The 14013-nt window shown below is 52.9% G+C and carries 9 protein-coding genes and 1 pseudogene; 6 read left to right on the top strand and 4 right to left on the bottom strand.

The genetic code is table 11. The annotated features are described in order from the left end of the window. Nucleotides 1–3: 3 nt before the first annotated feature. The gene (gene ygeW, locus E2L00_RS11810; RefSeq protein ID WP_167611566.1) at nucleotides 4–1191 is read right to left on the bottom strand and encodes a knotted carbamoyltransferase YgeW; all 1188 of its coding nucleotides are present in this window, start codon (nucleotides 1189–1191) and stop codon (nucleotides 4–6) included. Nucleotides 1192–1678: 487 nt separating this feature from the next. Here ygeW and E2L00_RS11805 point away from each other — a divergent pair, with 487 nt between their 5' ends. Continuing rightward, the gene (locus tag E2L00_RS11805; RefSeq protein ID WP_167611563.1) at nucleotides 1679–3469 is read left to right on the top strand and encodes a sigma 54-interacting transcriptional regulator; all 1791 of its coding nucleotides are present in this window, start codon (nucleotides 1679–1681) and stop codon (nucleotides 3467–3469) included. Nucleotides 3470–3493: 24 nt separating this feature from the next. Here E2L00_RS11805 and E2L00_RS11800 read toward each other — a convergent pair. Together E2L00_RS11800 and E2L00_RS11795 are read right to left on the bottom strand one after the other, a co-directional pair. Further along, nucleotides 3494–3646: pseudogene (locus E2L00_RS11800) on the bottom strand (helix-turn-helix domain-containing protein); the annotation flags it as partial. A gap of 185 nt (nucleotides 3647–3831) precedes the next feature. Next, nucleotides 3832–4425, bottom strand: a complete 594-nt coding sequence (locus E2L00_RS11795; protein ID WP_167611560.1) for a TetR/AcrR family transcriptional regulator — start codon at nucleotides 4423–4425, stop codon at nucleotides 3832–3834. Between the two features lie 406 nt (nucleotides 4426–4831). Between E2L00_RS11795 and uidA the strand changes: the two genes are divergently transcribed. Genes uidA through uidC form a run of 3 tightly spaced genes read left to right on the top strand, consistent with a single transcriptional unit; the run spans nucleotide 4832 to nucleotide 9317 of the window. Then, nucleotides 4832–6640 (top strand): beta-glucuronidase, encoded by a 1809-nt coding sequence (uidA, locus tag E2L00_RS11790; RefSeq protein WP_167611557.1) that lies wholly within the window; start codon nucleotides 4832–4834, stop codon nucleotides 6638–6640. Beyond that, a complete protein-coding gene (gene uidB / locus E2L00_RS11785; RefSeq protein WP_167611554.1) occupies nucleotides 6640–8013 on the top strand; it encodes a glucuronide transporter in 1374 nt (457 codons plus the stop codon). The genes uidA and uidB overlap by 1 nt, the downstream gene beginning before the upstream one ends. 38 nt (nucleotides 8014–8051) lie before the next feature. Continuing rightward, nucleotides 8052–9317: a glucuronide uptake porin UidC gene (gene uidC, locus E2L00_RS11780; RefSeq protein WP_167611551.1), complete on the top strand. Its 1266-nt coding sequence runs from the start codon at nucleotides 8052–8054 to the stop codon at nucleotides 9315–9317. A 214-nt stretch (nucleotides 9318–9531) separates the two neighbouring features. Here the strand turns inward: uidC and E2L00_RS11775 are convergent, their stop codons facing one another. Continuing rightward, a complete protein-coding gene (locus tag E2L00_RS11775) occupies nucleotides 9532–10836 on the bottom strand; it encodes an MFS transporter (RefSeq protein ID WP_167611548.1) in 1305 nt (434 codons plus the stop codon). 406 nt (nucleotides 10837–11242) lie between these two features. On the opposite strand from E2L00_RS11775, the gene uxuA reads away from it, so the two are divergent. Next, a complete protein-coding gene (uxuA, locus tag E2L00_RS11770) occupies nucleotides 11243–12427 on the top strand; it encodes a mannonate dehydratase (protein ID WP_167611545.1) in 1185 nt (394 codons plus the stop codon). Nucleotides 12428–12537: 110 nt separating this feature from the next. After that, nucleotides 12538–14010 carry a fructuronate reductase gene (locus tag E2L00_RS11765; RefSeq protein ID WP_167611542.1) on the top strand — a complete coding sequence of 491 codons (1473 nt, stop codon included), beginning with the start codon at nucleotides 12538–12540 and terminating at the stop codon, nucleotides 14008–14010. Nucleotides 14011–14013: the final 3 nt, after the last annotated feature.

Genomic DNA, 14013 nt, shown 5'->3' with positions numbered 1-14013 from the left:
AGATTATTTGATGCGTTTTTGCGCTTCTTTAAGGAGTTGCTCCAGCGTCTGGCCTGGGGTGACGAATTTGCGGCACACGATCATTGCGGCGATGATGTACGGTTTCCAGCTCGCTTCTTTGTAAGTGGCAATGCGGTATTTTTCGAATACCTCTTTGGTCACTTCCCCCTCTTTACAGGAGACACCGGTGATGTCAGCGGGCAGGCAGTGCATATACAGCGCCTCGCCGTTACGGGTGTGCTTCATCATCTCTTCGGTGCAGTGCCAGTCTTTATGTTTGGCGTTTTGCGCCAGGCACGCTTTTTCCAGCGCGGCAAGTCCGTCGCGGTCATTAGCGCGCAGCAATTCGGTACGTTGCTCCATCACTTTGTACGGCGCCCAGGACTTCGGATAGACAATGTCGGCGTCTTTGAAGGCTTCTTCCATGCTGGTAACCTGGCGGAAGCTGCCGCCGGACGCGTTAGCGTTATTTTTTGCCACTTCGATAACATCAGGGATCAGGTCATAGCCTTCCGGATGCGCGAGCGTTACGTCCATACCAAAACGCGTCATCAGACCGATGATGCCCTGCGGTACAGAGAGGGGTTTACCGTAGCTCGGCGAGTAGGCCCAGGTCATGGCAATTTTCTTGCCTTTCAGGTTTTCCAGCGAACCGAAGTGCTCGCGCAGCCAGGCCAGGTCGGCCATCGCCTGGGTCGGGTGGTCAATATCACACTGCAGGTTGATCAGCGCCGGACGCTGCGGCAGCACGCCCTGCTTATAGCCATCATCCAGGGCATCACCCACTTCACGCATATAGGCGTTACCGGCGCCGAGATACATGTCATCGCGGATACCGATAGCGTCGGCGCAAAAGGAGATCATATTGGCGGTTTCACGCACCGTTTCTCCGTGAGCAATCTGCGATTTACCTTCATCGAGGTCCTGCTGGGCAAGGCCTAACAGGTTCAGCGCGGAGGCGTAGGAGAAGCGAGTACGGGTTGAGTTATCGCGGAAAACAGAGATGCCCAGCCCGCTGTTAAACACTTTCGTGGCAATATTTTCAGCACGTAGCATTTTCAGGGCGGCCGCAACATCCAGAACCTGCTTCAGCTCATCCGGAGATTGCTCCCATGTCAGCAGGAAATCTTTCTCGCTGAGATAAGAGTTGAGTTTGTTGATATCCGTAATCAGTTCATTAACTGTTTTCATATTTCTATCCTGGGCGTGAATGGCGGGCTTAACGTTTGCTGTGCGGTCGGATAGGTACAGTGCTGAAATGCCGACAGCCAGCGCTGTGTTGTTACTAACAATAAATGTGCCAGTTCCCGGATAAATAATATGAAGTACGACGAAAGAAGCGCGTTATGCGACCTCTGTCACGAAATTAAATTCTGCGCGCGGATATCGGCGCCAGGCGTATTTTCTGAGCGGTGAAATTAACAGGCAAGGTTGGACGTTGCCGGGGAAAATAGCCTGCTTAAGGTGATGATGCTATATCAATATGATAATTCCTGCGCCAAATTATCATGCTGATATAAATATGTGATAGCTATTGCATATTTTAGATAAGCCTCTCTGAGAAGCACTATCTATATCAATGAACGGATGGGAAGAGGGAGTAATATCATTCTGAAAGGTCAAGCCCAGGCCGTTACGTACCGGTGCGTATCTGATGAATAATGTAAAAAGGTCGACTATGATACCGTCCATACCACTTTCCATTTTGATGCAAATTCAGCCACAAATTCAACAATTTGCCAGCATGCTTTCCAGCGTACTCCAGCTTGAGGTTGAGATAATCGATAGTGCATTATATCGCGTAGCCGGAACCGGCTTGTTCAACAAAAAAATTGGGCAGAAGCTATCTACAGGCTCGCAACTTCTGCGTTACATTATTGAAACCCAAAAAGAGAAAGTCATTACCCATTCACGCTTTGATCCACTTTGTGAAAATTGCGGTAATAAAGAAGCGTGCCAGGAAAAAGCTTTTTTGGGTACGCCGATTATGTACCATCACCAATGCGTGGGCGTGATTAGTCTGGTCGCGCTCACTCACGAACAGCAGAAACGAATTAATGATAATATTCAGGAGTTCTCTGATTATGTTCGCCATGTTTCATCCATATTTGTTTCGCGTTTTTTATGCGATCGATCCTCCGGGGGGAATATTCATAAAATATTTTTAACGATGATGGAAAATATGGATCAGGGCGTGCTGGTAGTGGGTAACGATCAAAAAGTGAAATTCGCTAACCATACGGCATTGAAAATTATGGATGCCAGTCGGGGACAGATGATTGGTAAAACTATCCAGTTTCAGCCGCTGACTTTCGGAGATAATTTCAAACATGGGCATATGCAGCACGTCATCACTTTTGACGATCGTAAAGAGCTTATTATTGGGCAACTGCATATGGTGCAGGATCAATGGCTGTTTTTAATGGCCTTTCACCAGTCGCACTCGTCTGCGGATCTCAGCGCTGCGCAGGAGGGGCCGCAAATTGAAGCTATGGTAGGAGAGTGTCGTGCGATGCGCCAGCTTAAAAAGCTGATCGGCCGCGTTGCGCCAAGCCCTTCCAGCGTCATGATTGCCGGTGAGAGCGGCACCGGTAAAGAAGTGGTCGCCCGGGCAATCCATAAGCTCAGCGGCCGTCAGGCAAAGCCATTTATCGCCATTAACTGTGCGGCCATTCCTGAGCAACTGCTGGAGAGCGAGCTTTTTGGCTACGTTAAAGGCGCTTTCACCGGCGCGTCTGCAAACGGGAAAGTCGGGCTGATTCAGGCAGCCAATCAGGGCACACTGTTTCTTGATGAAATAGGGGATATGCCGCTTACCCTGCAAGCCAAGCTACTGCGGACCATTGAATCGCGTGAGATTCAGCCGGTCGGCGCCAGTTGTCCGGTCCCGGTGGATATTCGCATTATCTCCGCCACTCATCAGAATCTTGAGCAGTGCATCGCAAAAGGTAAATTTCGCGAAGATCTTTATTACCGGCTCAACGTGATCCCGCTGCGCCTGCCGCCGCTGCGTGAGCGCCGGGATGATATTGAACTCCTGATTCACTATTTCCTGAATTTGCATACGCACCGGCTTGGGCTGGTCTATCCCGGCGTGGCGCAGGAGGTGGTTGAGTTCCTAAAACGCTACGCCTGGCCGGGTAATATTCGCGAACTGAGCAATCTCATGGAGTATCTGGTAAACGTCGTGCCCTCGGGTGAGATAATTGATATGGCTCTGCTGCCGCCTAATCTGGTAAGCGGTAGCGGCAATGTTGAGCCCGAAGCGGAATTGCCCAGGACTATGACGACATTGTCGTTTCATGAAGAGGGAGGAACGGCGCTGGAGAAAATGGAGCGACAAATGATTAACGATGCGCTTGCACGCTACAGTAATAAAAAACAGGCGGCAGATGAGTTGGGTATTGGCATTGCTACGTTGTACCGCAAAATTAAGAAATATTCGTTGGCGGGAAGGGACGCCGAATAAGCCGGGAATTATTCCAGGTCGCTGGCCGTATAGCCGCAGGGTTTTAAGCAGAGAATGAAGAGTGCTTTTGCTCAGGCCCATCCGTTTACTGATGTCGGTGATTTTAAGCTTCGCCGCCTGGCCGTTAAACAGGTTGAGGATCCGTAACGCACGTTCAACAAGCTGAATAACAGGCATAATATAAGGCCGTCCAGCCAGGAATACGGGCGAGAACCTTCCCTTTTTTATGCTGGACAATCAATCGACTGGCGGAGGTTTAGCTCGGATCTGCAAGCCAGAACCCAGATCGTGCAAAAAATGTGGGTCCGCCAGAAAAGGCGCGCTGGCGCCTCACGACAATGCCCGCAATACAGCGGCAGCCATCAGATCTTCGGCACGCTCAGTAAGCCGTTAACCATATTCCTGAACGTGTCTGCAAACGCTGCGTGCCGGGCATTTTCCGCCGCTTCACTGTCCGACAAAATGCCGTAAGTGATGGCCAGCAGCATTCTGGCCGCGATCCCTTTATCGATATCCGCACCAATTTCCCCGCTCTTTTGCGCCTCCGTAAAGCGGGTAACAAGGGAGCCGGTAATGGTTTGATATTTGTTTTTCAGCATTTCCGCGACCAGCGGATTTCGCATCCCTTCGGCCATGATTTCCACCACCAATGCACGCTGCGCGTAATCTTCCTGGGTAACCTCAATCATCGAGTCCACCAGGTAATCCACCAGCCCTACGCCTTCCAGCGGATCGCGAAAATGGGTGAGGGCTCTTTCCTGATCCTCAAGGATAATCGCCTCAATCAAAGCATCTTTGGACGGAAAGTGGTGATACAGGGTGCCGGGGCTCATCCCGCAGGCCCCGCAGATCGTCTTCATTGAGGCGCTGTGAAAACCATTCTTCGCAAAGCACTGCCTTGCCGCGCGCAGGATCCTGATACGCGTCGGCAAGGGTTCGGTAAACATGTTATCCATGAAGGTGACCAGGTTTGGCGTTGAAAACAGCAGTGTAACCAGATGGACCGCGAACGCCTACTCTCCGTTCTTACCTTATTTGGTCAACCAATAAAATAAAGTTGTGGCTGTCGACTCTGTGCAGGCTCAGCGTGCAGGAAGACCGCTCTTTTTACGGCAAGCATTCGAATGAACGTTCGGTTGACTATTTTTTAGCATAAGTCAACGCGGATAAAACCGGTTACGTGACCGACGACACAAAAATTTCTCTGCAATCACCGGATCTTTGACCTGCCTTTCAGATCTCTTTTTTCTTCGTTCTCCCATCCGATCGCTCCGTGCTAACTATTTCTCCTCAGCTAACTGGTTAACTTGTCCTCGTTTTCTGGTTGACCAATAAGCGTTCACCTTGTTAAGGAGCCATAAAATGTTACGTTCTGTCGAAACCGCGACGCGAGAAATCAAAAAACTGGACGGCCTGTGGTCGTTTTGTATGGATAGCGAAGAGTGCGGCAACGCGCAGCAATGGTGGCGTCAACCGTTACCCCAAAGCCGCGCTATCGCCGTTCCGGGAAGCTATAACGATCAGTTTGCCGCTGCCGAGATCCGCAATTATGTTGGCAACGTCTGGTATCAGCGTGAGATACGCATCCCGAAAGGCTGGGATCGCCAGCGCATAGTGCTGCGCTTTGATGCGGTGACTCACTATGGAAAAGTTTGGGTCAATGACCAATTTTTAATGGAACATCAGGGCGGCTACACGCCGTTTGAAGCGGATATCAGCCACCTTATCTCCGCCGGGGAATCCGTGCGTATCACGGTATGCGTGAATAACGAGCTGAACTGGCAGACGATCCCGCCGGGCGTTGTGACCCAGGGCGTAAACGGTAAGAAGCAGCAAGCGTATTTCCATGATTTCTTTAACTACGCCGGTATTCATCGCAGCGTAATGCTGTACACCACGCCGAAAACTTTTGTGGAAGATATTACCGTCGTGACGCAGGTTGCTGACGATCTGGCTCAGGCTACCGTCGCCTGGCAGGTACGGGCGAATGGCGAAGTGCGTGTAGAGCTACGTGACGCGGAGCAACAGCTTGTCGCTTCGGGGCAAGGGGAAAAAGGTGAACTGCTGCTGGAAGGGCCGCGGCTGTGGCAGCCTGGCGAGGGCTATCTTTATGAACTGCGGGTCATCGCGCAGCATCAGGACGAGCAGGATGAATATCCGCTGCGCGTCGGTATTCGCTCGGTAGAAGTAAAAGGGGAGCAGTTCCTGATCAACCATAAGCCTTTCTATTTCACCGGGTTCGGACGTCATGAAGATGCCGATCTGCGCGGTAAGGGTTTTGATAACGTGCTGATGGTGCACGACCACGCGCTAATGGACTGGATCGGTGCGAACTCTTACCGTACCTCGCATTACCCTTATGCCGAAGAGATGCTCGACTGGGCGGACGAACATGGCATCGTCATCATTGATGAAACGGCCGCCGTCGGATTCAACCTGTCTTTAGGGATTAGCTTTGATGTCGGCGAAAAACCCAAAGAGCTCTACAGCGATGAGGCCGTGAACGATGAAACGCAGCGCGCGCACCTGCAGGCAATTAAGGAGCTGATTGCCCGCGATAAGAACCACCCAAGCGTCGTGATGTGGAGTATCGCCAACGAACCGGATACCCGCCCGAACGGCGCGCGCGAATACTTCGCTCCGCTGGCGCAGGCAACGCGCGAACTCGATCCTACACGTCCGATAACCTGCGTGAACGTGATGTTCTGCGATGCGGAAAGCGACACCATTACCGATCTCTTTGATGTCGTTTGCCTGAACCGCTACTACGGCTGGTATGTACAAAGCGGCGATCTGGAGAAGGCTGAGAAAGTGCTGGAGAAAGAGCTTCTGGCCTGGCAGGAGAAACTCCACCGCCCGATTATCATCACCGAATACGGCGTCGATACGCTTGCAGGCCTGCATTCCATGTACAACGATATGTGGAGCGAAGAGTACCAGTGCGCCTGGCTTGATATGTACCATCGCGTGTTTGATCGCGTCAGCGCCGTCGTCGGCGAGCAGGTATGGAACTTCGCCGACTTCGCCACTTCGCAGGGCATTATGCGCGTTGGCGGCAACAAAAAAGGTATATTCACCCGCGACAGAAAACCAAAATCGGCGGCCTTCCTGCTGCAAAAACGCTGGACCGGCATGGACTTTGGCGTGAAGCCCCAGCAGGGAGATAAATAATGAGTCAACAACTCTCCTGGCGTAGCATTGTGGGTTACAGCCTGGGTGACGTCGCTAACAACTTCGCCTTCGCTATGGGGGCGTTGTTTCTGTTGAGTTATTACACCGACGTTGCAGGCGTCGGTGCCGCCGCCGCCGGCACGATGCTGCTGTTAGTCCGCGTATTTGACGCCTTCGCCGACGTTGCGGCGGGGCGCATCGTCGATAGCGTCAATACCCGCTGGGGAAAATTCCGGCCTTTTTTGTTATTCGGGTCCGCCCCTTTAATGTTGTTTAGCGTGCTGGTGTTCTGCGTTCCAACGGAGTGGAGCCATAGCAGCAAGGTGATTTACGCCTACCTGACCTATATGGGGCTGGGGCTTTGCTACAGCATCGTCAATATTCCCTACGGGTCGCTGGCGACGGCCATGACCCGGCAACCCCAGTCGCGCGCGCGTCTGGGGGCTGCGCGCAGCATTGCGGCCTCGTTGACCTTTGTTTGCCTGGCGTTTCTGATCGGGCCGCGTATCACCAGCGCCAGCCCGTCGGAAATGGAGTCGGTATATCTCTTCTGGACCATCATCCTGGCGGTTGCCGGTATGGGACTTTATTTTCTCTGCTTTAAATCAACCCGCGAAAACGTTGTCCGTATCGTGGCGCAACCTTCGCTGAAAATTAGCCTGCAAACGCTGAAACGGAACCGGCCATTACTTATGCTGTGTTCGGGCGCGCTTTGCATTCTGATTTCCACTTTCGCCGTGAGCGCCTCGTCATTGTTCTACGTGCGTTATGTGCTGAACGATTCCGGGTTGTTCTCCGTGATTGTGCTGGTGCAAATGCTCATCGGTTCCGTAGCGTCGGCGCCGCTGGTGCCGCGTTTGGTCGCACGAGCAGGTAAAAAGAATACGTTCTTGCTCGGTGCGCTTATGGGAACCTGCGGTTATTTACTGTTCTTTTATATGTCTGTTCAGTCCGTACCTGTTGCGCTCACCGCGCTGGCAATTGCCTCTATTGGGCAGGGCATTACGATGACGGTGATGTGGGCGCTGGAAGCCGATACGGTGGAATATGGCGAGTATCTCACCGGCGTGCGTATTGAAGGGCTGACATATTCTCTGTTCTCTTTCACGCGTAAGTGCGGTCAGGCAATCGGCGGGTCTATTCCTGCCTTTATTTTGGGTCTCAGCGGTTATATTGCCAACCAGCCGCAAACTCCCGAGGTAATAACAGGGATCCGTATGGCAATTTCGCTAATACCGTGCGGCTTTATGTTGCTGGCATTTATCATTATCTGGTTTTATCCCCTTACCGACAAAAAATTCAAAGATATTATTCTGGAGATAGATAAACGAAAACAAGTACAACAGCAGTTAATTAAAGATTTCAATAAATAGCCTCGCCATAAAATAATTACAATACAGAAGGTTAAATAATGCAAAAGAGCGCGAAGATAGCGGCTATTTCGATAGCCGTGGCCGCGGCTTGTCCCTCTGCCTGGGCCATACAACTTTCAGATGATGAATCCGCATTACGATTTAGGTTGAAAAATGAATTACGAAGAGCTGATAAACCGAGCGCCGGAACGGGCCGGGATATTTATGCCTGGGTTCAGGGAGGACTGATCGATTTTAATAGCGAATATTACGCGCAATTTATTGGCGTAGAGGGCGGTGCATATTATGTCTATAAGCTTGGCGCGCATAATGACATGAGCACGCGATGGTATTTAGATGGACATGAAAGTTTTGGTTACGCCCTCGGCGCGATAAAAATTAAACCGACGGAAAATATTCGCTTAAAGCTCGGCCGTTTCGGCACCGATTATGGTTACGGCAGCCTGCCCTGGCGCATTCCGCTTATTGCCGGCAACTCGCAGCGCACATTGCCGACGGTTTCGGAAGGCGCGCTGGGATATATGGCGCTAACGCCGAATATTGAACTCTGGGCGATGTGGCGCAGCCGCGTGTTTCAATGGACCGACTCTGCTACCGGCATACGTGATGAAGGCGTCTACAACAGTGCGACGGGTAAATATGACAAGCACCGGCCCCGCACGTTTTTAGCCGCCAGCTGGCACGATGAAAACAGCCGCTATTCAGTTGGCGGCTCGGTACAAGACGATGTCTCGACCCAGGCGCAAAGTATTTTTGAAAAGCGTATTCCACTGACCAAAGATCACGCCCTGAAAGGCGAACTGCTGGGGTCTTACGTGAAGTTAGAAGGGCTAAGCCGCTCTTCATCACAGCCTGATGAAACCGGGCTGGTCAGCGGCCAGCTAAGCTGGTCTGCGCCGTGGGGCGGGCTGTTTGCAAGCGGGGGCTATTTGCAGCATGCCATGAGCGGCGCGGTTGTGGACACTGATATTGGCTATCCCTTCTCCCTGAGCCTCGATCGTAACCGGGAAGGGATGCAGTCCTGGCAGGCTGGGGTCAACTATCGCCTTACGCCACAGTTAACCATGACGCTGGCACCCATCGTCACCCGCGGCTATGAGTCCAGCCAGCGCGATGTGCAAATCAAGGGGATAGGGCTGCTAGGCGCGGTGAACTACAAGGTGGCAGAAGGGCCGTTACAGGGAATGAACGTTTTCCTCGCCGCCGATAAGGGGCGGGAAAAGCGCGACGGCAGTACGCTGGGCGATCGGCTGAACTACTGGGATGTAAAAATGAGCATTCAGTATGATTTCATGCTTAAGTGAAACGCAAACGGCCGCCTTGCGGTGGCCGTCAGAGACTGATGCCAAACCTCATGGCGTGCAAAACGCTGAAATATGCCTCTAATAAAATCAGATTTAAAATCAATTGCTTGATCCTGGGTCGTTAACCACAAAGAAGGAAAAACCACGCTTTTTCCTTCTTTGTCAGCCATCGCAAACGGCCACCTTCCGGTGGCCGTTAATGCAGGATGGGTGATTAGCTATGGGAGGTTAACGGCTGCGCCGTAGCCTGGGGATTATGCTTCGCCGGATCTTTAATCATCGCCCACAGAATGATGGCGCCGATAATATCGAACAGGCTAAGCGCAACAAAGAACGGGCCATAGCCGATCACCGCGACGAGCGCACCCATAAACAGGTTGAAGCTCAGCTGTCCCATCCATGCCGCAGAACCCGCCAGGCCTGCAACGGTCGCCACTTCGTTTTTCTTAAACAGGTCGGCACACATGGTGATAACCACCGTAGAAAGCGTCTGGTGAGCGAAACCGCCGATGCTCATCAGCGCAATAGCGACATACGGGTTTGTGGTGATGCTAACGAAGCCAATAGAAATCATCAGAATGGCGCCGATGGTAAAGCTTGTGCGGCGCGCATTGATGGTAGTCATGCTCATCTTTTCCATGAAGAACTTCGCCAGCAGGCCACCGGCAACGCAGCCAAAATCCGCCGCCAGGAACGGCAGCCAGGCGAACATAGCGATCTCTTTGAGCGGCAAATGCATCACGTTAATCAAGTACAGCGGCATCCAGAAGCTCAGGGTGCCCCATGCCGGATCGGCCAGGAAGCGGGCGATCGCCAGCGCCCAGAAATTACGCTTTTTGACGATCGCTTTTACGGCTGGCTTTTTATTATCGTCCTGAAGATAGCTTTCCTGGCCGTCTTCGATGTAGCGCAGTTCTTTATGGGTAATCCACGGATGCTTGTTCGGCGAGTTATAAATCAGGAACCAGGTGATGGCGAACAGCACGCCGATAGCGCCGGTAATGACAAACGCCATCTCGGTGCCAATGCCGCTATCCGCGAAGGTCAGCATTGCCCAGACCACCAACGGCGGGGCCAGCATGGCGCCAATAGACGTGCCGATGTTAAACAAGCCGCCCGCGATACCGCGTTCTTTGGTCGGGAACCATTCGGCGCTTGCTTTAATCCCCGCAGGAATGGCAGACGCTTCGGTCAACCCCATCAAACCACGCAGGAACGCAAGGCTTATCCAGCCGCCCGCCAGCGCGTGTGCCATGTTGATAAACGACCAGAGCAACGCGAAGATAAAGAAGCCGATTTTCAGCCCGATGACATCCATCAGATAGCCGGTAATCGGCTGCGCAATGGTATAGCAAAGCTGGAAGGCGCTCACGACCCAGGAGTACTGCTGTTCATCAAAATTGAGTTCTTTCATCATCGCCGGTGCCGCGACGCTGAGCGAGCTGCGGGACAGGTAGTTCACGATGGTCCCCACGCAGACCAAACCGATAATCCACCATCTTAATTTCGTTATCTTCATGATAAAGCCTCGTTAAAGATCAATGCCTCCACGCCCTCCGATCTTTGGCGTAGAAAACTGAAATCATGCGAATTGGTTGGCCACTTGCTGAATTTAAGGCAAGCGTTGCGCGAACCGCGCCGCAACTTTGGAAGTAATTCCTTACGGATACCTGCATAAAATCACATCAGAATGCATGGTGGATTTTTTTTGCACGCTAAAATTTGACGCGGATCAAATAAATAAGATTGGCTGACCAACAATGGCGATATTTGTGATTTGGTTAACCAATTTGCATGTGATGGTTGACATGGCACCGGGTTTGGCTGAACTTAATGCGTATAGCCCCGTTTTATTACGAACGTTCCGTTAGTGGGTATCGATTGGTCAACCACGGCAAAGTCATCGAAAGAAGAGGAAATTGAATATGAAACAAACCTGGCGCTGGTACGGTCCTGACGATCCGGTAACGCTGTCAGATATACGCCAGGCTGGCGCAACCGGCGTGGTGACGGCGTTACATCAGATCCCGAACGGTGAAGTCTGGCCAGTTGAAGAGATCCTTAAACGCAAAGCCATCATCGAAGAGGCGGGTCTGGTGTGGTCGGTAGTAGAAAGCGTCCCTATTCACGAAGACATCAAAACCCATACCGGGCAGTACGATCTGTGGATCAAAAATTACCAGCAAACCCTGCGTAACCTGGCGCAATGCGGCATCTACACCGTTTGCTACAACTTCATGCCGGTACTGGACTGGACCCGCACCGATCTTGAATATGTTCTGCCGGACGGTTCAAAAGCCCTGCGTTTTGACCAGATTGAGTTTGCCGCCTTTGAATTACATATCCTGAAGCGCCAGGGAGCAGAAGCCGATTACACGGCGGAAGAGATCGAGCAGGCTAACCAGCGTTTCGCCACGATGAGCGGCGCAGACAAAGGGCGTCTGACCCGCAATATCATCGCAGGTCTGCCGGGCGCTGAAGAAGGCTACACCCTGGATCAGTTCCGCAGCCATCTGGCGACCTACAAAGACATCGACAAAGCGAAACTGCGCGACAATTTCGCCTGTTTCCTGAAAGCCATTATTGCGGTCGCGGAAGAGGTTGGCGTACGTATGGCGGTTCATCCGGACGATCCGCCGCGTCCTATCCTCGGCCTGCCGCGCATTGTCTCTACCGTTGAAGATATGCAATGGATGGTGGACACCGTGAACAGTATGGCGAACGGCTTCACCATGTGCACCGGCTCTTATGGTGTGCGCGAGGACAACGATCTGGTCGATATGATCAAACAGTTCGGCCCACGCATTTACTTCACGCACCTGCGCTCCACGCTTCGCGAAGAAAACCCAAAAACGTTCCACGAAGCGGCGCATCTGTATGGCGATGTGGACATGTATGAAGTGGTGAAAGCCATCGCTGAAGAAGAGCACCGCCGCAAAGCGGAAGGCAATGAGGATCCGATCCCAATGCGTCCGGATCACGGCCACCAGATGCTGGACGATCTGAAAAAGAAAACCAACCCCGGCTACTCGGCGATTGGTCGACTGAAAGGCCTGGCGGAAGTTCGCGGCGTCGAACTTGCTATCCAGCGCGCTTTCTTTAGCAAGTAATCATCTTTCGCATGGCGCAACGCGTCATGCGATTTCCCTCTATTCAACGCAATAGCAACATTCTCGCCCCTTCATCCACGGGCGAAGACGTCGAACGACAGGAGTTTGCAATGGAACAGAATATTGCGACCGGCACGGTTACCGTCGCCCGTCCGAACTGGGACAGATCGCGTCTGGTATCGCGTATTGTTCATCTGGGCTGCGGCGCATTTCACCGCGCGCATCAGGCGCTGTTTACCCATCATTTGCTGGAAGAAAGCGACAGCGATTGGGGCATCTGCGAAGTCAACCTGATGCCGGGCAACGACGCGCGGCTGATTGAGAATCTGAAGGCGCAAAATCTGCTGTATACCGTTGCAGAGCGCGGCGCAGAAAGCACCGAGCTGAAAATAATCGGTTCGGTGAAAGAAGCGCTGCATCCGGAATTCGACGGCCATGACGGCATCCTGAAAGCGATGGCGCGCCCGGAAACCGCTATTGTTTCGCTTACCGTGACCGAAAAAGGCTATTGCACCGACGCCGCCTCCGGCGAGCTGGATTTGAACAATCCGCTGATTAAAAACGATCTTGCTCATCCGCAACAGCCAAAATCGGCTATCGGTTATATCGTTGAAGCGCTGAACATGCGCCGCGAGCAGGGGATGAAAGCCTTTACCGTACTTTCCTGCGATAACGTGCGCGAGAACGGTCACGTGGCGAAAGCCGCCGTCCTCGGGCTGGCAAAGGCGCGCGATGCGGGGCTGGCCGCATGGATCGCTGAAAATGTCACCTTTCCGTGCACCATGGTCGACCGTATCGTCCCGGCGGCGACGGCAGAAACTCTACGGCTTGTCGCCGATCTGCTGGGCGTCTATGACCCATGCGCCATCGCCTGCGAGCCGTTCCGTCAGTGGGTGATTGAAGATAACTTCGTCAACGGCCGCCCGGCCTGGGATAAGGTCGGCGCTCAGTTCGTGGCGGACGTCGTGCCGTTTGAAATGATGAAGCTGCGCATGCTCAACGGCAGCCACTCTTTCCTTGCTTATCTGGGCTATCTCGGCGGGTATGACACCATTGCGGATACCATGACCAATCCCGCCTACCGCAAAGCGGCGCTCGCGCTGATGCTTAAAGAGCAGGCGCCGACGCTTTCGATGCCGGAAGGCACCGATCTGGAAGGGTACGCGAACTTACTGATCGCACGCTTCACCAATCCGTCGCTCAGGCACCGCACCTGGCAGATAGCGATGGACGGCAGCCAGAAACTGCCGCAGCGCCTGTTGGACCCGGTTCGCCTGCATCTGCAGCAGGGCAATGATTATCGTCATCTGACGCTGGGCGTGGCGGGCTGGATGCGCTACGTTGGCGGCGTGGATGAACAAGGGAATGCCATCGATGTGGTTGATCCGCTGGCGGCACACTATCAGGCAATCCATCAGCAATATCAGACGCCGAAAGAACGCGTGCGTGGGCTGCTGACGATGGAATCCATCTTTGGTAGTGACCTGCCGGAGAATAGCGAGTTTGTGCAAGCCTTAACCGAGGCTTATCAGCGGCTGTTGCAGCACGGCGCGCGTGCAGCGGTTGAAGCTCTGAAAGATTAAGGA

Source organism: Cedecea colo, assembly GCF_011808225.1.
Taxonomy (GTDB): domain Bacteria; phylum Pseudomonadota; class Gammaproteobacteria; order Enterobacterales; family Enterobacteriaceae; genus Dryocola; species Dryocola colo.
This window is presented reverse-complemented; position numbering and strand designations above follow the sequence as displayed.